A 22,060-nucleotide genomic window follows, 5' to 3' on the forward strand; every position below is an offset into this window, starting at 1 on the left:
TGACCACCGATACCGCGGGGACGCCGACCGCGAAAACCCGGCCGCAGCCGCCCGCCGGACCACCGGACACCGCCCCGCCCGGAACCGGCGGGAGCCCGGACGGTCCTCGACCGTCCGGGGCTCCGGCGTATCCCGGTCCCACCGGGGTACGGCTGTCGGTGGTGCGTGCAAGGATGCTCGCGCGCACAGGGGCGAGGCGAAGGGGGCCAAAGGTTATGGAGACCAGCCGGTTCACGGGCGAGGACCCGCACGGGCACCAGCACGCGGTGAAGGTCGTCTCGGGGCGGAACAACACCCGGCGCGTGGTCTGCGAGAGCTGCGGCTACCGCAGGTCGGCGGCGTTCGGCGCGCAGGCGAAGGCCTCCCAGCACCTGTCGCAGACGCACGAAGCCGGGTACGTCCGGCAGGAGTTCGCGCCGGGCCCGTGGATCGCCGCGGCCGTCGGGCTGGTCGCCTTCATCATCTTCCTCTGCCTGTACGGGATATAGCGCCGCACACGACACCGCCCCGCCCGGCGGGGTGCCGGACGGGGCGGGGCGGTTCGCCGAACGAAGGGGTCAGGCGGCCGGCTTGGCGGCGACGGGCTTCGCCTTGCCGCTGAACAGGCCGAAGAACACGGCGAGGGTCGGCACCAGGTAGAGCAGCCAGACCACGAGCTGCAGCACCGTCGGGTCCGGCTGGAAGTTGAACACGCCCTTGAGCAGGGTGCCGTACCAGCTGTCCTTGGGGATGGTGCTGCTGATGTCGAAGGCCACGCTGTGCAGGCCGGGCAGCCAGCCGGCCTCCTGGAGGTCGTGCACGCCGTAGGCGAGCACGCCGGCCGCGACGACCACCAGCATCGCGCCGGTCCAGGTGAAGAACTTGGCCAGGTTGATCTTCAGCGCGCCGCGGTAGAACAGCCAGCCGAGCACCACCGAGGTGAGCAGGCCGAGCGCGGCGCCGATCAGCGGGTTGTAGCCGTCGTTGGTGGCCTGCACCGCCGACCAGATGAACAGCGCGGTCTCCAGGCCCTCGCGGCCGACCGCCAGGAAGCAGGTGACCACCAGGGCCGTGGTGCCCATGGCGATGGCCGCGTCCAGCTTGCCGTGCAGTTCGGTCTTCAGGTGCCGGGCGGTGCGGCGCATCCAGAACACCATCCAGGTGACCAGCCCGACCGAGATGATCGACAGCGAGCCGCCCAGCGCCTCCTGGGCCTCGAAGGTGAGCTGCGACGAGCCGAACTGCAGCACGGCGCCGAAGACCATGCTGAGCACCACGGCGGAGGCGACGCCGATCCACACCGGCGGCAGCTTGTCCCTGCGGCCGGTCTTGACCAGGTAGGCGATCAGGATGCAGACGACCAGGCTGGCTTCGAGGCCTTCGCGCAGGCCGATCAGGTAGTTGCCGAACACGGCACTCTCCTCGGGGGGTTGAACGGGGCGGGGGATCAGCCGAAGAGCGCTTGGCCCCACCACTCCCCGGGCTTGCGGACGCCCGCGGGGCAGGCGAAGTGGGCGGAGCCGACGTGCTGGATGTACTCGTTGAGCTTGTCGCCGGCCGCGAGCCGCTGCTGGAGCGGCACGAAGGCCTTGCGGGTGTCGCGCTGGTAGGCGAGGAAGAACAGGCCGGCGTCCAGGCGGCCGAGGCCGTCGGTGCCGTCGGTGAAGGAGAAGCCGCGGCGCAGGATCATCAGGCCGTTGTTGGCGTCCGGGTGGGCCAGCGCGACGTGCGAGCCGGCGGGCATCGCCTTGAGGTCCGGCGCGTCGTGCTCCTTGACCTTGCCGTAGGGGGCGCCCTCGCCCTTGGTGCGGCCGAAGGTGTCCTCCTGGTCCTTGAGCGAGGCGCGGTCCCAGGTCTCGATGTGCATCCGGATCCGCCGGGCGACCAGGTAGGAGCCGCCGGTCATCCACTCGGGGCCGTCGCCGGGGGCGGCCCAGACGTGCTCGGCCAGCCCGGCGCCGTCGGTGCCCGCGATGTTGTGGGTGCCGTCCTTGAAGCCGAGCAGGTTGCGCGGGGTCTGGGCGTCCGGGGTGGTGGAGGAGGTCTTGCCGAAGCCGAGCTGGGACCAGCGGATGTTGACGGTGCCCATGCCGATCCGGGCCAGGTTGCGGATCGCGTGCACGGCGACCTGCGGGTCGTCGGCGCAGGCCTGGACGCAGAGGTCGCCGCCGCTGCGCAGCGGGTCGAGCTTGTCGCCCTTGAAGTTCGGCAGGTCGATCAGGGCCTCGGGGCGCTTGGCGCGGAGGCCGAAGCGGTCGACGCCGTCCTGGTCGAACAGGGTGGGGCCGAAGCCGATGGTGAGGGTGAGCCGGGAGGCGGGCAGGCCGAGGGCCTCGCCGGTGTCGTCCGGCGGTGCCTCGGGCAGGCCGCCGGCGGCGCCGGTGCCGACCTCGCGGCCGCCGGTCATCGCGGCGGCGGCCTTGGTCCACTCCTTGAGCATCTTGACCAGCGACTCGCGGGTCGCCTTCTCGGAGACGTCGAAGGCGGCGAAGTGCAGGCGGTCCTGGACCGGGGTGGCGATGCCGGACTGGTTCTCGCCGTAGAAGGGCACGTCGGCGCCGGTCTGGGCGGCCGGGGCCGGGGCCTGGTCGTCCTGCCGGGTGGCGGCGGCGACCGAGCCGACGGCGGCGGCGCCGAGCGCGACGCCCGCGCCGGCCCAGCCGATCACGGCCCGTCGGCTGACGGCGCCACCGGCGGCAGCGGCCGGGGCGTTCGCGGTGCCCTCGGGGTTCGCGGTGCCCTCAGGGTTCTCGGGGTTCTTGGTGCCCTTGGCGTTCTCGGCGTCCATCGGCGGGCGGATCCTTCTCTGTGCTGACTCGCCGATGCCGTGGCGGCCGCTTCGGGCCGCCACGGCGTCGGTGGGGTGGGGACGGTGCTCGGGTGGGACCGCGGTCGTTACTTGACGACCACGGCGGCGGCCAGCTTCGACAGCGGCTCGCCCAGCGAGTTGACCGCGTCGGAGAAGGTCTTGCGCTCGGCCTCGGTGACCTTGTCGTAGGAGGTGAAGGTGCCGTCGGCCTGCTTGTACTTGGCGAGCAGGGCCTGGATCGCGGTGAACTCGGAGTCCAGGGTCTTGGACAGCTCCGGGTCCTTCTCGGCGGCGACCGGCTTCAGCAGCTCGTAGGCCTTCTGCGCGCCCTCGACGTTGGCCTGGAAGTCGGCCAGGTCGGTGTGGCTGTAGCGGTCCTCCTCGCCGGTGATCTTGTTGGTGGCGACCTCGTCCAGCAGCTCCTTGGCGCCGTTGGCCATGCTGGTCGCGGTGATCTCGGCCTCGGGGATCTTCTTCTGCCAGTCCTTGAGGTCGTTGACCAGCTGGTCGGCGAGCTTCTTCTCGTCGTCGCCGATCTTGGCGTCGGCCCAGAGTGACTTCTCCAGCTTGTGCCAGCCGGTCCACTCCTGGCCGGCCTCCAGCTTGTCCTCGCGGGTGTCGGTCTTGGGGTCGACGTCGCCGAAGCTCTCGGCGACCGGCTCGGTGCGCTCCCAGCCGGTGCGCGACGGCGCGTACAGCGACTTGGCCTTCTCCACGTCGCCGGCCTTGATCGCGGCGGCGAAGGCCTCGACGGCCGGGATGGTGGCGTCGGCCTGCTGCTGGGCGTACGTGCGGTACGCGTCGACGGCGGCGGTCAGGCGCGGGTCGGCGGCGGCGGCGGCGGTGGCGCCCTCGCCGGTCACGGTGATCTTCTGGCGGATGCCGTCGCCGACCATGCCGGGCTTGCAGGCGATCTCGTAGGAGCCGGCCTTGATCTCGGCGTTGATGGTGGCCTTGGTGCCGGGGCCGATGTTCTCGCGCTCGGTGACGATCTTGTCGCCGGCGCCGTAGACGTAGACCTCGGTGGTCTTGCCGCCCTTGTTGCTGATGTCCAGGACGACGTGGCCGGCCGGGAAGCTGGTCTTGGAGACCTCGCAGGCGGTGTCGGTCGCGTTGATCTTGACCGCGTCCGCGCCGCCCGCCTTGTCGTCCTTCTTCGCCGCACAGCCCGCCAGGGTGGCGGTCGCCACGGCGAGGGTGAGCAGCGCGGCTGCGGTGGAACGGCGACGGGCGGACATGCGGGCTCCAACGGAAAAAGGGCATGGGTGTGCCAGGGCGGGGCAGGGTTGAGCACCGGTGGGGCGTCGGACCAGCGACAACCCCGCCTTAGCTAAGGCATACCTTACGTAAAAACTTTTTTACGTCTACACCCGCCCCCGTCGGAAGCGGAGCGACCGCCCTGCCCGCCCTGCCCCGTCCCCGCCCCGGACCCGTCAGCGCCCCGGCGTACGGCGCGCGGCCGCCCGGGCCGTCCACCGGCCCTCGTGCCGGCTGATCCGGATCGGGTGGCCGAAGGTCACGCTGATCAGCTCGGTGGTCATCACCTCATCCACCGGCCCGGCCGCCACGCACTCCCCGTCCCGCAGCAGCAGGGCGTGGGTGGTGCTCTCCGGCAGCTCCTCCAGGTGGTGGGTGACCAGCACGCTGGCCAGCTCCGGGTGCTGGTGGCGCAGCAGGTCCAGGCTGTCCAGCAGCAGCTCGCGGGCGGTCAGGTCCAGCCCGGTGGCGGGCTCGTCGAGCAGCAGCAGGCGGGGGCTCGGCATCAGCGCGCGGGCGATCAGGGCCCGGCCGCGCTCGCCCTGGGACAGGGTGGTCCACGCCGACTCGGCGATCGCGCCCATGCCGAGCGTCTCGATCAGCTGCTCGGCCCGCTCCAGCACCTCGGGGCCGGGCTTGCGGTGCCACTCCGGCTCGATGGTGTTGGTGTGCCCGGTGAGCACCACCTCGCGCACGCTCAGCGGGGAGCGCAGCGGGTGCCGGGGGTTGACGTGCCCGAGGTGGGCGCGCAGCTCGCGGATGTCCACCCGGCCGAGCCGGCGGCCGAGCACGTCCACCTCGCCCCGGGTGGGGTGGGAGACCGCACCGAGCAGGGCGAGCAGGGTCGACTTGCCGGCGCCGTTGGGGCCGAGCAGCGCCCAGTGCTCGCCCGGCTCGATGGCGAGGGTGATCCCGCGCAGCAGGTGGCGGCCGTCGCGTACGACGTCCACGTCCTGGGTGCGCAGCAGCGGGCCGTCGAAGGGCGGGACGGACGAGCTCATGGGGGCGGACCTCCGAGGTGCGGCGCCGGACAGGGTGCGGGCGGGGCGCCGTACCGGACGGGCCGGCGCCGACCGTCTGCGTGCAGAGTACAACCGTCGCCGCGTGCGGAGCCGGGCCGTCCGAGGAGTGGACGCTCCAGAACCCTGTCGCCCAGCGGGAGTTGGGAGGATGATCGGGGGATTCGGAGGGGATGAGGGGAGCGCCGATGCCGACCGACGGGGAAGCGGCCGAGGACCGGGCGGCCGACACGCTGCACGGACTGGTCGAACTGCGGGCCGGGCAGGCACCGCAGGCGGTGGCCGTCCGCTGCGGCGATGCCGAGCTGACGTACGGGGAACTGGACAAGCGGGCCGACGCCCTGGCCCGCCACCTGGCGGCGCGCGGTCTGGCCCCGGGCGGCCGGGCGGCGGTGGCGCTGGGCCGCGGCACGCAGGTGTACGTCGCGCTGCTCGCGGTGCTGAAGGCGGGCGCCGCGTACGTGCCGCTGGAGCCGAGCGCGCCGGACGCGCTGCTGCGGCACGTCCTGGCCGACGCCGCCCCGGACCTGGTGGTGACCGAGGAGAGCCACCGGGTGCGGCTCGCCGACGCGGGCCCGGCGCAGATCGTCTGCCTGGACACGGCCGACCTCACCGAGGAGCCGTCCGACCCACCGGGGGCGCCCACCGGCCCGACGGACCTCGCCTGCGTCCTCTACACCTCGGGCTCCACCGGCCTGCCCACCGGGGCCCTGGTCGAGCACCGCAACCTGCTGTCCGCGTACCGGGGTTGGCGCGAGGTGTACGGCCTGTCCCCGGCGGACCGGATCCTGCAGACGTCGAGCCTGGAGTTCGACGTCTTCACCGCCGACTGGGTCCGCGCTCTGGGCACCGGAGCCACCCTGGTGGTCGCCCCGCGCAACCTCACCCTGGACCGCACCGCCGACCTCGCCGGCCTGCCCGCCCTGGTGGCCGCCGAAGGGATCACCGTCCTGGAGCTGAACGCCCGCCTCGCGCGCCGGCTGGCCGCCCACCTCGCCCGGAGCGACGCGCCACAGGCAGGCGAACCCCTGACCGGTACGCCGCTGCCCGGCGTGCGGCTGCTCACCGTCGGCGCCGAGAAGTGGTACCTGGACGAGCAGTTGGGCCTCCAACGGCTGCTCGGCGACGGGACCAGAGTGCTCAACGTGTACGGCCTCGCCGAGGCCGGCGTGGACAGCACCTACTTCGACGCGCAGGGCACGGCGGCCACCGAGGACGGCGAGCGGGTCTCCCTGATCGGCCGGCCGTTCCCCGGCACCCGGGTGTACGTGGTCGGCCCGGACGGCACCCCGGTGCCGCCGGGGCAGGCCGGCGAGATCGCGATCGCCGGCGGCGGCCTCGGCCGGGGCTACCTCAACCGGGCCGACGACACCCGCCACCGGTTCGTCCGGGCGGACTTCGACCCGGACGGCCGGGTACTGCTGACCGGGGACATCGGGCGGCTCCGGGACGACGGCGTCCTGGAGTTCCTCGGCCGGGCCGCGCACGTGGTCGGGCCGGTCCCCTTCGCCCGCAAGGCCGCGGTGGTCTCCCGGGTCGCGGCGGCGGCCCGGGCCGAGGGCCGACTGCGCGCCCACCCGGCGGTCCGGGAGGCGGCCGTGGTGGAGCTGGAGCTGCGGCCGGGCCGGCGCAGCCTGGTCGGGTACGCGGTGACCGCGCCGGACGCGGACGGGGCGGACGGCTGGTCGCTCTCCCAGTACCTGGCGGCCCAACTGCCCGCCGGCGACGCGCCCGAGGCCGTCGTCCCGGTGCCGGAGCTGCCGCGCACCCGGGCCGGCAAGCTGGACCGCGCCGCACTGCCGCTGCCGGCCCCGCCGAAACACACCGCCGCCACCGGATCGGCGAAGGCGGGGTCGCGCACGGGGAAGGGCGGCGGCGGCAAGGCCGGGGGCGGGCGCAGCGGCACGTCGGACCTGCCGGGCTGCCTGGTGCTCGGCTGCGTGGTGTTCTTCTCGTTCATGGCCTGGGTCAGCACCAACGTCTTCTTCCCCGGCGCGACGCAGCTCGGGGCGGTGCCCGACGCGTACCACTTCTGGTTCGAGCTGCTCTACCTGTGCGAGAACCTCGCCTTCGGCACCGGGGTGGCCTTCCTCTTCTTCGGCTTCCCGGCGGTGCTGCGGCAGGGGCGGCCGTACAGGCTGTCCCTGCTCACCTACCTCTCGGTGGTGTGGCTGCTGGCCTCCTGGTGGCCGCAGGACAACCTGTACCGGCTCACCGACGCCACCGACTGGCCGCGCGAGACGGCGATGGTGTTCACCTTCAACGTGCCGCTGATGGCGGCCGCGCTGGTGGTGCTGATCTTCCTGATCCGGCGGCCGACCGCCCGGCGGTGACGGCTGCCCAGTCATGACGGCCTGCGCTGACGATCGGTCAGCGCAGCGCCTCGAACATCCCGGCCAGCCCGTGGTGCGCGGCCGCGAGCAGCGCCTGCGCGGCGTCCAGCGCCTCGGTGCTCGGCCCGGCGAGGGCGAGGCCGACGGCGGGCTCCGGGTCGTGGCCCGCCGTCGGGATCAACGGCAGGAGGGTGACGTCGAGCCGGGCGCAGCGCGGCCGCAGCCGGTCGAGGTGGTCGTGCAGCGCGCCCGGGGCGAGCCGGGCGCCGAGCGGCATCGCGTCCAGGGTGCGGACGAGGTGGCCCGGGCCCCGCACCTGGTCGAGGCGGGCCCGCAGCATGAAGGCCACGGCCGGGCCGGTGAGCCGCAGGTTGATCTCGGTGGGGGCGAGCCGGCGCTGCCGGTCGGTGACGAAGTCCACGTCGTACCAGCCGCGGTAGCCCTCGGCGGCCAGCCGCTCCCCCACCGCGAGGGCGAACCGGCGGGCCGTCCCGGCGGCGCCCCGGGGCACCGCGTCGGGGCCGACGGTGACGCCCTGGTAGCGGGTGCCGGCGACGTGCATGTCACCGGCGCCCACCGGGTGGACGGCTCCGTCGGGGCCGACCAGCGCGTCGTAGGTGAGGTCGCGCAGCCGGGCGGCCGGGCCCGGGTCGACGTGCTCCTCCAGCAGCAGGCCGCCCTGAGCGGGCAGGAGTTCGGAGCGGACCAGGCGCCGCAGCAGGGCCCGGCCGCCGCCGGCGGCGAAGAGGTCGGCCGGCTCCACCACGACGGTGCCGTAGCCGCCGACGCCGTGCGGGCTCTTCAGCACGGTGGTCAGCCCCCGGGCGGCGCGGGCGGTCAGCCGGCGGGCCGCGCGGCCCCGGCCGGCCGGGCGTTCCTGCCGGGGGACGACGATGCCCGGGTGGTCGGGGGCGAGTTCGGCGAACAGGTCGTGGGCCGCCGCCTTGGACTCGTAGCGGTGCACCGCGGCCAGTTCGGGGCCCTCGCCCTGGGCGGCGGTGCGGCCCCAGGCGACCACCGGCCGGCCGAGGGCGGCGATCCGCGCGGCCAGGGCCGGCCGTTCGGCGAGCGCCCGGGCGACCGTCCGCTCGGGCGCGACGCCGCCGTGCACCTCGACCGGGCCCCACTCCAGCTCCCGGGCCAGCCAGTCGGTCCACTCCGGGCCGACCTCGGCGGGCAGCACCAGCAGCGCGGGTTCGGGGCTGTAGCAGGTGGCCAGGCAGGCGTAGTGGTGCGCCTGCCGCAGCCGCCGGGCCCGCTGGGCGGCGTCCATGCCCGGGGCGAAGAACTGCTCGTTGAAGTCCGCGACGTTGCCCACGTGGACCGCCGCCCGCCCGCCGGTCCAGGCCCCCACCCATCCGTCCATGGGGGCGAGCCTAGGGCCTCGTCAGGTCATGCGTCATGCGCCGGAACACGATCGGCCATATGCGGCACGGGTGTTGATTTCTGCTCACTTTTGATTTGAACAGGACACAACTTGGCAAAGATATGACCATTCCTCTAGCTCTACCTGACTGATCGCCGTCAATGTCGGTCGCAGCTCTTTTCCCTGCAGCTACCCCGACTGGAGTCAGAGTGAGCCCCACCTCCTCCTCCCGCCGCCCCCTCGCGGCCGGAGCCATCGCGGTCGTCGCCGCCCTCGTCGCCGTCGCCGTCCCCACCGGCACGGCCTCCGCCGCCACCGGCACGAGGGACGCCGCGATATCCCAGGCCCGCGCCAACGTCACCCACAACGCGGGGGTGTTCGGCTTCGGCGCCGGCCAGGACCTCGTCGTCAAGGACGTCGTCCTCGACGCCGACGGCACCCAGCACGTCCGCTTCGACCGCACCTACCAGGGCCTGCCGGTGGTCGGCGGTGACCTGGTCGTCCACCAGGACGCCCGCGGCCGGCTCAAGGACTCCTCCCGCGCGGCCGCCCACGACGCCGCCGTCAGGTCCACCGTCCCGAAGGTGCCCGCGCAGGCCGGCGCCGCCAACGCGCTCGCGGCCGCACCCGGCGTCCAAGACGCCACCAGCACGCCCGAACTGGTCGTCTGGGCCGCCGACGGCACGCCCCGGCTCGCCTGGCGCACCACCGTCGAGGGCACCGGCGAACACGGCCAACCGGCCGGCAAGGTGGTCGTCACCGACGCCACCACCGGCGAGCAGATCGAGACCTACGACGCCGAGCACCAGGCCTCCGGCACCGGCCACTCCGAGTACACCGGCGACATCACGATCGACACCACCGCCCAGAGCGGCGGCGGCTACACCCTCAAGGACGCGGTCCGCGGCCACGTCACCAAGGACGCCAACAACGTCGCGGCGAGCGCGCTCAAGGCCAGCTCCGGCACCGCGTTCACCAGCACCACCAACGTCTGGGGCGACGGGAAGAAGTTCTCCACCGACCGCTCCACCGCCGCCGTCGACGCCCACGCCAACACCGCCTGGACGTACGACTACTACAAGAACACCTTCGGCCGGAACGGCATCAAGAACGACGGCAAGGGCGCCACCGTCTTCGTCCACGTCGGCACCAACTGGGACAACGCCCAGTGGTCCGACAGCTGCTTCTGCATGATGACCGGCGACGGCGACGGCAGCACCGACCCCGAGCAGGTCGACCTCGACACCATGGGCCACGAGATGACCCACGGCGTCACCAGCGCCACCGCCAACCTGCGCTACAGCGGCGAGTCCGGCGGCCTCAACGAGTCCACCAGCGACATCTTCGGCACCATGGTGGAGTGGTACGCCAACAACAAGGTCGACACCCCCGACTACCTGTTCAGCGACCAGTCCACCCCTCCGTGGCTGCGCCGCTTCGACAAGCCCTCGCTCGACGGCCGGTCGGCGGACTGCTGGAGCAGCTCGGTCGGCAAGCTCGACGTGCACAACTCCTCGGGCGTCGGCAACCACTGGTTCTACCTGGCCAGCGAGGGCAGCGGCAGCAAGACCATCAACGGCTACACCTACAACAGCCCCACCTGCAACAACTCCACGGTGGCCGGCATCGGCAACCAGAAGATCGCCAAGATCTGGTACCGCGCGCTGACCGTCTACATGACCTCCACCACCACCTACAAGGGCGCCCGCACCGCCTCCCTGAGCGCGGCCAAGGACCTGTACGGCCTCAACAGCACCGAGTACAAGGCCGTCGCGGCGGCCTGGAGCGGCGTCAACGTCAACTGACGTACCGTCCCCGGGCGGTGGTGGTCAGGCCGTCAGACGGTCAGGCGGTCAGGCGGAGAACCCCACGTGGACGTGGTCGTGGTGGGTGTCGTCGGTGAAGAACTGGTTGCCCACGCCCGGGATCGCCACCGGACCGCCCACGTTGTACGAGCCGGCGGCGGCCGCGTCCCGCATGAAGGACTCGATCAGCTGCCGGGGCGTCGACGGGTCCACCACCGCCTGACCGTCGATCCGCCAGACGTCGAAGGCCCGGCCCAGCGGATGGTCGCTGGGCCGAGTCGTACCGAAGACGTCCAACGGATGGCCGGTCCGCACCACGCTCACCGACAGCGTGTACGGGCCGGCCAGCCGGAGCATCGCCGCCAGCACGCTGTCGTGCACGGTGCCGCTGCGCAGGTCGGCGGCCGCCTCGGGCGGCAGCTCGATCCTCGACTGGGCCAACACCTGCGCCACCGCCGGGGCGGGCGAGGCGGCGGCCGGGCCCGGCTCCCCCGGGTTCAGGCCGGTGACGGTCCAGCGCGGCGCGGCCCGGCTCAGCCGGACGTCCACCGTGGTGCCGCCCTCGGCGACCGAGCCGTCGACCCGGCGGGTCCACTGCCGGCAGACCACCAGCACACTCGCCGAGTCCGCGAGGATCCCGCCGTACTGGGCGTCGACCACCTCCAGGCTCGCCTCGGCGGCCGCCGGGGCCAGCGGCCCGGCCCGGTCCGCCAGTTCGGGCGGCAGGCCGAGCGCCGCCACCCGGGCCCGGGCCGCCTCCACGCCCTGCCCGCCCGGCGGCCAGGCGCCGAGCGCGGCGACCAGCTCGACGGCGCGGCGCTTGACGTCGGGCTGCACCTCGGACGGGCCGGGTTGCCAGAGCGCGGGGTTCGGCAGGGCGGAGACCGTCGGTGTTGACGTCTCCACCGGTGTCTCCGTCGGTGTTCGCGCCGGCGGCGACGTCTCCGTCGGTGTGCCGGTCGGACCCGTCGTCACCGCGGGCCGCCCGGCCCCGCTCCCGCACCCCGCCGCGCCCAGCAGCAACGCGGCCGCACCCGCCCTCAGCACACCGCGCCGGCCCGCACCCCGGGCACCGTCTCCGCTCGTCACGCGGCCAGTATGCGGCCGGGCGGCGCCCGGCGGGCGGACGCCGCCACGAGGGCCGGCCCGGGCCCGGCCCGTGGGTCAGCCCAGGCGGCGGATCGGCTCGCCGGCCAAGTAGGCCGCGATGTCCTCGACCGCCTCGCCGTAGTAGCGGCGGTAGTTGTCGCGCGACACGTACCCCAGGTGCGGGGTGGCCAGCAGCCTGGGCGCGGTGCGCAGCGGGTGGTCGGCGGGCAGCGGCTCGACGTCGAAGACGTCCACGGCGGCGCCCGCGATCCGGCCCCCGGTGAGCGCGGCCAGCAGCGCGTCCTGGTCGACGATCGCCGCCCGGGAGGTGTTCACCAGGTACGCCTCGGGCTTCATCAGGGCGAGTTCGGCCTCGCCGAGCAGTCCCCGGGTGCGCTCGCCCAGGGCGAGGTGGATCGAGACGAAGTCGGCGCCGCTCAACAGTTCCTCCTTGCCGGCGGCCCGGCGCACGCCGACCTCGGCGGCCCGCTCGTCCGTGAGGTTCTGGCTCCAGGCCAGCACGTCCATGCCGAAGGCCAGTCCGACCCGGGCGACCAGGCCGCCGATCTTCCCCAGGCCCAGCAGCCCGAGCACCCGCCCGTGCAGGTCGGCGCCGACGGTGCTCTGCCAGGGACCGCCCTCGCGCAGCGCCGTGCTCTCCGGCACGATGCCGCGGGCCAGGCCGAGCAGCAGCGCCCAGGTCAGCTCGACCGGCGGGGTGGAGGAGCTGGCCGTCCCGCAGACCGTCACGCCGTGCGCCTCGGCGGCCGCGTAGTCGATCACCGAGTTCCGCATGCCCGAGGCGACCAGCAGCCTGAGCCTCGGTAGCCGGGCGAACAGCGAGGCCGGGAACGGCACCCGCTCGCGCAGGGTCACGACGAAGTCGAAGTCGGCCAGGGCGGCGGCGAGTTCGTCCTCCGACCCGAAGTGCTCGGAGAAGGCGGTCACCGCCACCCGGTCGGAGACCGGGGACCAGTCGACGATGCTGGTGGCGACGCCCTGGAAGTCGTCGAGGACGGCGCACCGAAGGGTCCGAAGTGTCATGCCCGCACTCTCCCAGACGCCGGTCGGCGCCCGGCGTGCCAGGCCCCGGTCCGAGCTGCGGGTCTGCGGGTCTGCGGGTCTGCGGGATTGGCCCCGGGGGTGGACCGGCCCCCGGTCACGCCACGGAGGGCTGCCCGGGCGGCCCGGTCCTCGTCCCGGTGGCGAGCACCAGACCGAGCAGGCAACCCGCCACCAGGCCGGCGCCGTGGTTGTTCCGCAGCGCGCACAGGAACAGACCGGCCGCGGGGATGAGCAGCAGGTACCAGGTGCGCTTGAAGGTGAGGCCCAGGGCGCTCCCGCGCAGCAGGCAGGTGACGGCCAGGGCGCCGAGCAGGCCGCAGACGGCCACGGAGTCGCCGCCGCCGCGCGGCGACCAGCCGGCCAGGCTCACCACGTGGGCGAGGACGCCGCTGGCGAGGAAGACGGCCAGGGTCCGCCACCATCCGAGGACCGACTCGGCGACGGCGCCGACCACGAGCAGGGCCGGCAGGTTCATCGCGATCTGCGCGATCCCGGAGGACTGCACCAGCAGGGCCGTCCCGGCCCGCCACCACTGCCCGTCGGACAGCGCACCCGGCTGCCGCATCAGATCGTCGACCAGGGTGGGCACGGCGTACTGGAGCACGGCCATCACCGCCATCAGCGCGAACAGTGCGAGGGTGGCCCGGGGCCGCCGTGCCAGGGCGGCCCGGACCACGGCGAGCACCTCGCCCGGCCCGGCGCCCGCCGGAGCGCCCGCCGGAGCACCGGCTCCCCGACCGACGTTGGAGCCGGCCAGCACCAGCGCCTGAAGTCCCACGCTGACCACCACGGCAGCGCTCGCGTACAACCCGATCTCGTGCGGCGACATCGCCGACCCCCGTTCACCCGACCCTGGGCGCTCCCGCCCGTCGACGAGCCCCATCATCCCGGCCGGGCGGGGCCCCGGACCAGGGTGGGTGATCATGGAAACGGCATGACGGTTGTCACAGTCCCGACAGGTCCGCCGTCACGGCGCCCTCCCCCGTGGACAGCAGCCCGCCGTCACCTCCGCCCCCGTGGATTCCGCGGGGATTCCGCGGGGATTCGTACATTCCCGAATCGCTGGCGGTCAGGGCAGTGCAGTAGCGATCATGACGGCATGACTTCTGGCACCACCCCCGCCCCCACCCCCGTCACCGCTGCCGTCACCGCCGCCGCCTCCGGCAGTTGGACGCTCGGCGACCGCACCGTCCACCGGATCGGCTTCGGCACCATGCGCCTGCCGCAGACCGGCCGGGCGCTCGTCCCCGACGCCGTACCGCGCGACCGCGAGCAGGCCGTCCGGGTGCTGCGGCGCGCCGTCGAACTGGGCGTCAACCACCTCGACACCGCCGCCTTCTACTTCTCCCCGCTGCGCTCCGCCAACGAGCTGATCAACCGGGCGCTCGCGCCGTACGCCGACGACCTGGTGATCGCCACCAAGGTCGGCCCGGGCCGCGGACTCGACGGCGAGTGGGTGGAGCACGCCCGCACCCCGGAGCGGCTGCGCGGCCAGGTCGAGCAGAACCTGCGCCAACTCGGCCGCGACCACCTCGACCTGGTGAACCTGCGGATCGTCGGCACCGACTCGATCGCCGAACGCTTCGGCGCCCTCGCCGAGTTGCGCCAGGCCGGGCTGATCCGCCACCTCGGCCTCTCCAACATCCACCCGCACCAGCTCGCCGAGGCGCAGGCCGTCGCGCCCGTCGTGTGCGTGCAGAACCCGTACGGCATCGGCGCCTCGCCCGAACAGGACGCCGTGCTGCGGCTCTGCGGCGAGCAGGGCATCGCCTTCGTCCCGTTCTACGCGATCGCCGGAGCCGGGCGGGAGTCCGGCACGGGCGGCGCCGAACCGGCCCAGGTCCGGGCGGTGGCGCAGGCGCGCGGGGTCAGCCCGGCCCAGGTCCGCCTCGCCTGGACGCTCCACCAGGGCCCGCACGTTCTGGCCATCCCCGGCACCGGCGACCTGGCGCACCTGGAGGACAACATCGCCGCCGGGGCGCTGCGCCTCTCCCCGGAGGAGTTGGCGCTGCTTCAGGAGGCGCACACGGGCTGACCCGGAGCCGGGCAGGGCCGCGACGGCGTCGCTCCGGGACGAGCTCACGATCACCGGCGAGCACGAGAGCACGCACGCCGACACGAACGAAGGAGTCCCGGAGCGCTGCTCCACAACGACCGGCTTCCCGCCCGCGGCCCAGCACTGAGGCCCGTCGACAGGAATATGCAGACCGGTCTATTGTTTTCCGCATGGGAGTCAAGGGTGAGGAGACCCGGGCCCGGCTGATCGCCGGTACCCGGACGCTGATCGAGGCACAGGGCTACTTCGGGACCGGCCTCAACCAGATCGTGGCCGCGACGGGCGCACCGCGCGGCTCGCTCTACTTCCACTTCCCCGAGGGCAAGGACCAACTGGTCGCCGCCTCCCTCGCCCAGGCCGGGCAGGAGGTCGAGGACCTGCTCGCCGCGCTGGCCGCCGAGGGCGCCGACAGCGGAGCGCTCACCGAGCGGCTCACCGAGGTCTTCGCCGAGCGACTGGCGCGCTCCGACTACACCAAGGGCTGCCCGATCGCGATCGTCGCCCTGGAGGTCGCCGGCACCAACGAGCCGCTGCGCGCCGTCTGCGCGGAGGTGTACGAGAGCTGGCAGCGCGTGCTGGCCGAACGGCTGGAGGCCGAGGGCTTCCAGCCGGCCGAGGCCGCGACGGCGGCCGGGCAGGCACTGGCGCTGATGGAGGGCGCGGTCCTGCTCGCGTCGGTCCGGCGCAGCCGCGAGCCGCTGGACCACGCGCTGCACGCCGTCCGCCACCTGCTCGGCGCCAAGCCGGCCGCTCGCACCGCGTAGGGCTTCGCGGAAGCGGAGCCGCCGCCGACCGGTGCGCGGCTCCGCCCCTCCTTCCGATTCCTTGTGCCCGAATTCTCCTGTGCCCGAGGTTTTCTCGTGTCCGAGTTTCCTCGTGTCCAAAAAATATGCAGACCGGTCTACAGATTCCAGCTCCAGGAGTTGCCACATGCCGCCCCTCCCGCCACCGCCCCGCACCCTCGTCCTCGGCGCCACGGGCTTCCTCGGCCGTTGGCTCGTCCTCGAACTCCTCACCCGCGGCGAGCCCGTGGCCGCCGCCGTGCGCGGCGCCGGCCGCGACACCGAGCTGCGCCACTGGCTGCGCACCCACGGCGCCGACGACACCGCGCTGACCACCGTCGCCGCCGACCTCACCCGCCCCGGCCTCGGCCTCTCCCCCGAGGACGACGCCCGGCTCACCGAGGTCCGCGACGTCCACAACCTCGCCGCCCGCTACCGGTTCGGCCTCACCCGCGCCCAGGCCGAACCCGCCAACGTCCACGGCGCCCTGCACGCCCTCCACTGGTCCGCCACCCGGCCCCGGCTGCGCCGCCTGGTCCACCTCTCCGGCTACCGCGTCGGCCGCGACCCGCAGCCGCAGTACCCGCCCAGCCCCCGCGCCACCACCGCCGCCTACGCACGCCTCGGCGCGTACGAGGCCTCCAAGCTGCTCGGCGACGCCGCCGTCCGGGTCACCGCGCCCCGACTCGGCGTCCCGCTCACCACCGTCAACCCCAGCAGCGTCATCGGCCACTCGCGGACCGGCGAGGCCGGCCAGTACGTCGGCCTGGCCCAGCTCGTCCGTCAGCTCCACCGCGGCCGCCTGCCGCTGCTGCCCGGCACCCGCCGCACCTTCCTGCCCGTGGTCACCGTCGACCACCTGGCCCGCTTCCTCGCCGCCGTCCCCGCCCACGACAGCGCCGCCGCCCCCACGCCCGACGGCTCCGCCACCCCCGACGCCACTCCCACCCCCGACGGCTCCGCCGTGGTGGCCCACACCGTCCTCGACCCCGCCACTCCCGTCCTCCCGGACCTGATCGCCCTGCTCGCCGCCCACCTCGGCGTCCGCCCACCCCGCGGCCTGGCGCCCGTCGCCATCGTCCGCCGCCTCCCCCGCACCCTCACCGGCGCCGACCCGGAGACCCTCGGCTTCCTCTCCGAGGACCGCTACGACACCACCTCCGCCGACCGCCTCGCCACCGCCGCCGGCCTGGTCCACCCGCCCCTCGCCCCGGCCCTCCGGCACTGGGCCGACCGGCTGGTCGCCGAGGACTTCGGCGCCCCGCCCCGGTGAACCCCCGGTGAGCCCGGCACAGAACGCCGTGGCGGTTCAGCCGGCGGCGGCGAACGGTTCCCTCCACGCGGTTCCTCCACGGCAGGGATTGGCAACCCAGGTGTCATGATGGCGGGGTGACCGATACCGATGCCCCGCTCCCGCCCGACGTCCTCGCCCAGCGGCTCATGGACGTGTTCGACTTGGTCGGCCCGCTGTACCGACGGGTGCTCCGCACGGTGGAACTCGCGGCTCCCATCGAGGGGCTGTCCGTCGGCGTGCGCGCCGTGCTGCTCCTGCTCGCGGAGCATGGGCCCATGACCGTCCCTCAGATGGGCCGCGCACAGGCGCTGAGCAGGCAGTTCGTGCAACGCATGGTCAACGACGCGGCAGCCCTGGACCTGGTCGAGATCACCCCGAACCCCGCCCACCAGCGGTCCTCGCTGATCCGGCTGACCGGCCACGGCAGGGCCGCCGTCTCCGCGGCGAGCGCCCGCGAGCACGCCCTGCTCCGCCAGGTCGGCGGCGAGCTGACCGACGCCGACCTGACCGCCTGCGTGCACGTCCTCACGCAGATGCTCGAACTCTTCGACAACGTCGACGTGAACTGACCCCCGCACCGCGCGAGCGTGGCCCGGAGGCCAGGAGGGCGACCTACCCGAAGACCAGGCTCGTCCAGCGGACGCCGGACCGGCCGTGCAGGTCGCCGCGTTCGGCGCGGTGGAGCAGCCGCAGGCCCCGGGCGGCGGCGAGCGCGACGGTCTCCTCGGGCGGGACGTCGAACATCCGGCGGCCCGGCGGGACGGGGCCGTGGCGCAGGGTCAGGGCGAGGCGCCCGCCCGGGGCGAGCAGCCGGCCGAGGGCGGCCATCGCCAACGCCCGCTCGGCGGGGGCGAGATGCATCCAGACGGCGGTCAGCAGGACGAGGTCGAAGCGTTCGGTGCCGGCGCTCAGCTGCGGCAGCTCGGGCAGTTCGTCGGCGACCCAGCGCACGCCGGAGCCCGCGTGCAACCGCTCGGCGACGGAACGGAGTTCGGCGGTCGGCTCGACGGCCACCACCGGATGGCCGAGGGCGGCGAGGGCGGCCGCGTCCCGCCCGGTGCCGGCGCCCACGTCGAGGACGGCGGCGGGCGGGGGCGGGTAGCTGTGCAGCAGGTCCGCGTGGACCTCGGCGAAGGTCACGCTCTCGTACTGGACGGCGAGCTCCTCCGCCGCCTCGGCGTAACCGGCAGTGCTCGAAAGCCCGTTCAGGCCTTCCGCCTCGTCCACCCCGTCCATCCCCTTCACGTCCTGCACCCCGTTCAACTCGTCCAACTCGTCCACCCCGTTCACGTCCGCCGCCCCGATCACCCCGATCATGCCTTCCGGTCCCGGACGACCACCGCGTCACCGGCCGCCGCCGCGTCGGCGAAGAAGTCCCGCAGCTCCCGCAGGTCGGCGACCACCCGGGTCGCCCACGTCTCGGACCACGGCGTCGGGTACCCGAGGCGCGCGACCGTCCGGGCCAGCACGGTGTCCTGCTGGCGCACGAGTTCGCCGAGCGCCGAGTCGCGCAGGAAGGTGAAGGCGGCCGCGACCTGCGCGGGGCTCAGCACCAGCGGATCGGTCTGCGCGGCGTCGGGTTCGCGGCGCTCGCCGCCGTACACGGGCAGGCGGGCGGCCGGGTCGGGGTGCAGGCCGTTCTCGGTGAGGGCCAGTTCCATCAGCCGGGCGGTGCTCCGCACGCCGAGGAGGAGTCCGGCGGAGGCCAGCTGGCCGTAGCGGACGTCCTGCCGGTCGGGGACGAGCTCGCCGAGTTCCGTCGGCGAGCAGGTGTCGACCTCCTGGCCGGGCAGGCGGCGCCAGAAATGATCCACGCTCACCCGGACAGCGTAACGAAAGCGCGGCTCACGCCTCGCCGGGGTGCCAGAGGGGCCACTCCCAGGGGCGATCCGCCCAGTGGACGCGGACCGGATCTCGCGGGTCGAGGTCCGGAAAGAGCTGGTGGATCCGGGGTTCGAACTCCTCGGGGGCGAGCGGCTCCCAGCCGTGGCCCTCGAAGTGGACCAGGCGGTAGCGGCTGTCGGTCCGGAAGTCTGCCACCTCGACCAGGTGCTTGGACGTGCTGTTGGTCTCCATGCCCCCCAGCATGTGGCGCGGCGGCAATCGGCGCCCCTCCAGACCCCTCTTCCGGGTCATGTCCCGGCGTCGGCGCGCTCGTTGAGCACGGAGAAGGCATGGCGGGGGATTCGACGGGGGGGTCGGCGCTGGAAGGACGACAACATGACTGGGCAGTCCACCGGAGGACAGTGGCAGTGGCCGCAGGACGCTTGGCAGCCACCCCCGGTACCCACCGCGTTCGCGCCGGCCCCCGTTCTGGCGCCCGCACCGGCGTCGCGGCGGTCGCGGAAGGTGTGGGCCGCCGCGACCATCGGGACGGTCGCCGTCCTCGCCGCCGTCCTGGCGATGTGCGGGCCGGGGACAGGAGACGAACTGGACGTGGTGGCCCTGCCGCACACCTCCCCCTCCGCGTCCGACCCGACGGCGCCGGACCCGCCCGCGTTCTCGCCGCTCCCCACCACACCCGCGCCGTCCCCGCTCCCGCCGCCCACGCCGGAGCGCGCCGGACCGGCCCCGGCCCTGGCCACGGCCACGACGGCGGCCGCGCCGAACGAGGACGAGCCGGCCGACGCGCAGCACGCGGCGACCGCGCACCCGAAGCCCGGCCGCACCGCGCGCCCCTCGCCGTCGACCCACGGCGCCCCCGCCCCGGCCAGCGCCACCCCGGCGGCTCCGGCTACCGGCGCGGCGCTGCCCACCCTCGGCCCGGGCGGCATCTGCGACCAGGCCGAACGCGTCGGCCGCTGGCCCGCGGGCTCGGAGCAGGCCCGCCTCTGCCACAGCATCTACGGCTGAAAAAACGCCTGCGTGGCCACACCCGCACCCGCACGACGAGGGCGCCCCGCCGGATCGATCCGGCGGGGCGCCCCAGGCGGCGGAGCCGTGCTACCCGGCCGCCTCCAGGATTCCCTTGTCCAGGCGCGGCGCCAGGACGCGGGCCAGGGTGTCGGTGATGTGGCCGGTGTCGCGGTACAGCACCACGCCCTCCAGCACCGCCGGGCAGTCCGGTCCGCTGCCGGGGCACAGCAGCGGGCCCAGGTCGAGGGTGCGGACGCCGTAGCGGGCGGCGAGGCCGCCGTCGAGCATCGGGTCCGGTTCGAAGGCGGTGTCGCGCGGGAAGAAGCAGGCGTCCGAGCGGCCGTCGGAGGCGGCGAGGCAGGTCGGGATGTCCTTGCCGGGCATCGGGGTGTCGCCGAGGTAGGCGAGCGGGGCGCCGACGGCGGCGAGGCGGTCCAGGGTGCGGGTCCAGCCCTGGGTGCGTTCCTCCTGGCTGCCGTACCTGTTGAGGCCGGCCATCAGGACGAGGCGCGGCCTGGGCCCGGAGGTGAGCCGGGTGAGGGTGTTCTCGCGCCAGCGGTCGCACTCCTCGAAGGTGCGGCCGAGGACGTTGTTGCGCACGGTGAGGGTGGCGAGCGGGCAGCCGGGCTTGACCAGGACCTCCAGGGCCCAGTGCCGCTGCTCGGCCATCGCGAGTGCGGACGATATCCACTGGCCGGCGTGCGAGTCGCCGAGCAGCACGATCCGGTCGGGGCTGTCCTCGGCGCCGAACAGGCAGCGCGGGCTGCTGTCGGCGTTCAGCGGGATCTCGCAGCCCTTGCCGGGCGGGAAGTCCTCCCGGGCGCGGGCCAGCGAGGGGGTCAGGCCGAGCACCCGCGCACCGGGGGCGAGCAGGGTGGGGCCGGTCGGGGCCCCGGCCGGGGCGGCGGCGGGGGTGTCGGCGGTGCCGCCGAGGGCGCGGACCGTGCCGCCGCCGAGGGTGAGTGCGGCGATCAGCGGGATGACGAGCGCGCTGGCGCCGACCGCGAGGCCCCGGCGCGGCGCCGGGCTGCTGCCGTACCGCAGCGGCTGCTCGACGAGCCGCATGGTGAGCCAGGCGGGCAGCGCGCTGGCTGCGGCGAGGGCGGCCAGGGTGGTCCAGGGCAGGGCGCCGTAGCGGGCCTGGGCGATGGTCAGCACCGGCCAGTGCCAGAGGTACCAGGCGTACGACAGGCGACCGGCGGCGCGCAGCGGCCGGCTGTCGAGGAGGCGTCCGGCGTCGGTGGCGCCGAGCGCGCGGTGGGCGGGGCCGGCGAGCAAAAGGGCGGCGGCGCCGAGGACGGGCACCAGCGCGGCGGTGCCGGGGAAGGGGGTGTTCCGGTCGTAGAGCAGGATCGACGCGAGGACGGCGGCGGCGCCGGCCCAGCCGAGCAGTCGCAGCGACCAGGCCGTCCCGCGCCGCTGCACACGGCCGGCCAGGGCGCCGCCGAGCAGCGCAGCGCACGCGCCGGCTGCGAACTCCCAGAGCCGGCTGCCGGTGGAGAAGTAGGCGAGCGGCGCCGAGGTCGCCGTCCACCGGACGCACAGCAGCAGCGAGACCGCGCCGATGGCCGTGGTGGCCAGGGTGATCGCGACGGTGCGGCGGCGGCCGTGCAGGAAGCGGGCGAGGCCGAGCAGCAGAACGCCCCACAGCAGGTAGAACTGGTTCTCCACGCCGAGCGACCAGAAGTGCTGGAGCGGGCTCGGGGCGTGTTCGGCGGCCAGGTAGTCGGTCTGCTGGCCGACGAAGCGCCAGTTGACGACCTGTCCGGCGGAGGCGATCAGGTCGCGGGCGAGGTCGGTGCCGCGCAGCGGGTCGAGCAGCGCGCCGCCGGCGACGGCGGTGGCGACCAGGACGGTGGCGGCGGCGGGCAGGATACGGCGGGCGCGGCGGGCGGCGAAGTCCCACAGGCCGATCGGGCGGCCGAGCAGCAGTCCGGTGATGAGGAAGCCGGAGATGACGAAGAAGACGTCGACGCCGACGTAGCCGCCGGCGAAGCCGGGAACGGCGGCGTGGTAGGCGAGGACGGAGAGGACGGCGACGCCGCGCAGGCCCTCGATGTCGGGGCGGAAGCCGGTGCGCCGCTGGGCCTGCGGCGGTGCGACGGCTTCTGCGGAGGGGCGCCGCTCGGGCGCGGCCTGCCGGTCCATTCGGACGACGCCGGGCAGCAGTTCGGCCGAGGCGGTGGCGGCAGGGGAGGAAGGGGACGACGACGGTGGTGGTACGGCCGTTGACACGGCGGTGCTCCTCGCAGGGGCAGGCAGCGGGTGGTCGGGACCGCCGGGCCGATGGGGCGGCAGGGCGGCGCATCCGCGCCGGTGGGGCGACGCGCTGGGAAACGCGGTGGATCCG

General features: G+C 74.4%; 20 protein-coding genes. 8 read left to right on the forward strand and 12 right to left on the reverse strand.

The window, feature by feature from the left end:
- Positions 1-215 precede the first annotated feature (215 nt).
- Positions 216-488 (forward strand): hypothetical protein, encoded by a 273-nt coding sequence (locus tag AB0R04_RS20910; protein WP_363373206.1) that lies wholly within the window; start codon positions 216-218, stop codon positions 486-488.
- Between the two features lie 69 nt (positions 489-557).
- On the opposite strand, the gene efeU is transcribed toward AB0R04_RS20910, so the two are convergent.
- From efeU to AB0R04_RS20930, 4 genes are all read right to left on the reverse strand, one after another.
- Complete coding sequence (gene efeU / locus AB0R04_RS20915; protein ID WP_063346113.1) at positions 558-1,391, reverse strand: iron uptake transporter permease EfeU; 834 nt, start codon at positions 1,389-1,391, stop codon at positions 558-560.
- Positions 1,392-1,426: 35 nt separating this feature from the next.
- Positions 1,427-2,767: an iron uptake transporter deferrochelatase/peroxidase subunit gene (efeB, locus tag AB0R04_RS20920; protein ID WP_363373209.1), complete on the reverse strand. Its 1,341-nt coding sequence runs from the start codon at positions 2,765-2,767 to the stop codon at positions 1,427-1,429.
- 107 nt (positions 2,768-2,874) lie between these two features.
- The gene (efeO, locus tag AB0R04_RS20925; protein WP_363373211.1) at positions 2,875-4,026 is read right to left on the reverse strand and encodes an iron uptake system protein EfeO; all 1,152 of its coding nucleotides are present in this window, start codon (positions 4,024-4,026) and stop codon (positions 2,875-2,877) included.
- 195 nt (positions 4,027-4,221) lie between these two features.
- Positions 4,222-5,046: an ATP-binding cassette domain-containing protein gene (locus AB0R04_RS20930; RefSeq protein ID WP_363373213.1), complete on the reverse strand. Its 825-nt coding sequence runs from the start codon at positions 5,044-5,046 to the stop codon at positions 4,222-4,224.
- Positions 5,047-5,252: 206 nt separating this feature from the next.
- Here AB0R04_RS20930 and AB0R04_RS20935 point away from each other — a divergent pair, with 206 nt between their 5' ends.
- Positions 5,253-7,397 (forward strand): amino acid adenylation domain-containing protein, encoded by a 2,145-nt coding sequence (locus AB0R04_RS20935; protein ID WP_363373215.1) that lies wholly within the window; start codon positions 5,253-5,255, stop codon positions 7,395-7,397.
- 37 nt (positions 7,398-7,434) lie between these two features.
- On the opposite strand, the gene AB0R04_RS20940 is transcribed toward AB0R04_RS20935, so the two are convergent.
- Positions 7,435-8,763: a hypothetical protein gene (locus tag AB0R04_RS20940; protein ID WP_363373218.1), complete on the reverse strand. Its 1,329-nt coding sequence runs from the start codon at positions 8,761-8,763 to the stop codon at positions 7,435-7,437.
- Positions 8,764-8,972: 209 nt separating this feature from the next.
- Between AB0R04_RS20940 and AB0R04_RS20945 the strand changes: the two genes are divergently transcribed.
- Complete coding sequence (locus tag AB0R04_RS20945) at positions 8,973-10,568, forward strand: M4 family metallopeptidase (RefSeq protein ID WP_363373220.1); 1,596 nt, start codon at positions 8,973-8,975, stop codon at positions 10,566-10,568.
- A gap of 48 nt (positions 10,569-10,616) precedes the next feature.
- On the opposite strand, the gene AB0R04_RS20950 is transcribed toward AB0R04_RS20945, so the two are convergent.
- From AB0R04_RS20950 to AB0R04_RS20960, 3 genes are all read right to left on the reverse strand, one after another.
- Positions 10,617-11,474: a hypothetical protein gene (locus tag AB0R04_RS20950; protein ID WP_363373222.1), complete on the reverse strand. Its 858-nt coding sequence runs from the start codon at positions 11,472-11,474 to the stop codon at positions 10,617-10,619.
- Positions 11,475-11,732: 258 nt separating this feature from the next.
- Entirely contained in the window at positions 11,733-12,701 is a 969-nt protein-coding gene (locus AB0R04_RS20955) for a D-2-hydroxyacid dehydrogenase family protein (protein WP_363373224.1), read from the reverse strand.
- 115 nt (positions 12,702-12,816) lie between these two features.
- Positions 12,817-13,551, reverse strand: coding sequence for a rhomboid family intramembrane serine protease (locus AB0R04_RS20960; RefSeq protein ID WP_363373227.1), 735 nt, complete (start codon positions 13,549-13,551; stop codon positions 12,817-12,819).
- Between the two features lie 270 nt (positions 13,552-13,821).
- Here AB0R04_RS20960 and AB0R04_RS20965 point away from each other — a divergent pair, with 270 nt between their 5' ends.
- The 4 genes from AB0R04_RS20965 to AB0R04_RS20980 all read left to right on the forward strand — a co-directional run bounded on the left by AB0R04_RS20965 (position 13,822) and on the right by AB0R04_RS20980 (position 17,423).
- Positions 13,822-14,757 carry an aldo/keto reductase gene (locus AB0R04_RS20965; RefSeq protein WP_363373229.1) on the forward strand — a complete coding sequence of 312 codons (936 nt, stop codon included), beginning with the start codon at positions 13,822-13,824 and terminating at the stop codon, positions 14,755-14,757.
- Positions 14,758-14,948: 191 nt separating this feature from the next.
- Positions 14,949-15,542: a TetR family transcriptional regulator gene (locus AB0R04_RS20970; protein ID WP_363373232.1), complete on the forward strand. Its 594-nt coding sequence runs from the start codon at positions 14,949-14,951 to the stop codon at positions 15,540-15,542.
- Positions 15,543-15,708: 166 nt separating this feature from the next.
- Positions 15,709-16,833, forward strand: a complete 1,125-nt coding sequence (locus tag AB0R04_RS20975) for an SDR family oxidoreductase (protein WP_363373234.1) — start codon at positions 15,709-15,711, stop codon at positions 16,831-16,833.
- 116 nt (positions 16,834-16,949) lie between these two features.
- Positions 16,950-17,423 (forward strand): helix-turn-helix domain-containing protein, encoded by a 474-nt coding sequence (locus AB0R04_RS20980; protein ID WP_363373237.1) that lies wholly within the window; start codon positions 16,950-16,952, stop codon positions 17,421-17,423.
- Between the two features lie 43 nt (positions 17,424-17,466).
- Here the strand turns inward: AB0R04_RS20980 and AB0R04_RS20985 are convergent, their stop codons facing one another.
- The 3 genes from AB0R04_RS20985 to AB0R04_RS20995 are packed head-to-tail and all read right to left on the reverse strand — an operon-like array spanning position 17,467 to position 18,930.
- Complete coding sequence (locus tag AB0R04_RS20985) at positions 17,467-18,171, reverse strand: class I SAM-dependent methyltransferase (protein WP_363373239.1); 705 nt, start codon at positions 18,169-18,171, stop codon at positions 17,467-17,469.
- Complete coding sequence (locus AB0R04_RS20990; RefSeq protein ID WP_159398314.1) at positions 18,168-18,674, reverse strand: hypothetical protein; 507 nt, start codon at positions 18,672-18,674, stop codon at positions 18,168-18,170. The genes AB0R04_RS20985 and AB0R04_RS20990 overlap by 4 nt, the downstream gene beginning before the upstream one ends.
- A gap of 25 nt (positions 18,675-18,699) precedes the next feature.
- Positions 18,700-18,930, reverse strand: coding sequence for a hypothetical protein (locus AB0R04_RS20995; RefSeq protein ID WP_063350865.1), 231 nt, complete (start codon positions 18,928-18,930; stop codon positions 18,700-18,702).
- A gap of 144 nt (positions 18,931-19,074) precedes the next feature.
- Between AB0R04_RS20995 and AB0R04_RS21000 the strand changes: the two genes are divergently transcribed.
- Entirely contained in the window at positions 19,075-19,707 is a 633-nt protein-coding gene (locus AB0R04_RS21000) for a hypothetical protein (protein ID WP_363373242.1), read from the forward strand.
- Between the two features lie 90 nt (positions 19,708-19,797).
- On the opposite strand, the gene AB0R04_RS21005 is transcribed toward AB0R04_RS21000, so the two are convergent.
- Positions 19,798-21,945 (reverse strand): acyltransferase family protein, encoded by a 2,148-nt coding sequence (locus tag AB0R04_RS21005; protein ID WP_363373244.1) that lies wholly within the window; start codon positions 21,943-21,945, stop codon positions 19,798-19,800.
- Positions 21,946-22,060: the final 115 nt, after the last annotated feature.

This window comes from Kitasatospora sp. NPDC056731, from assembly GCF_040687675.1.
Lineage (GTDB): Bacteria > Actinomycetota > Actinomycetes > Streptomycetales > Streptomycetaceae > Kitasatospora.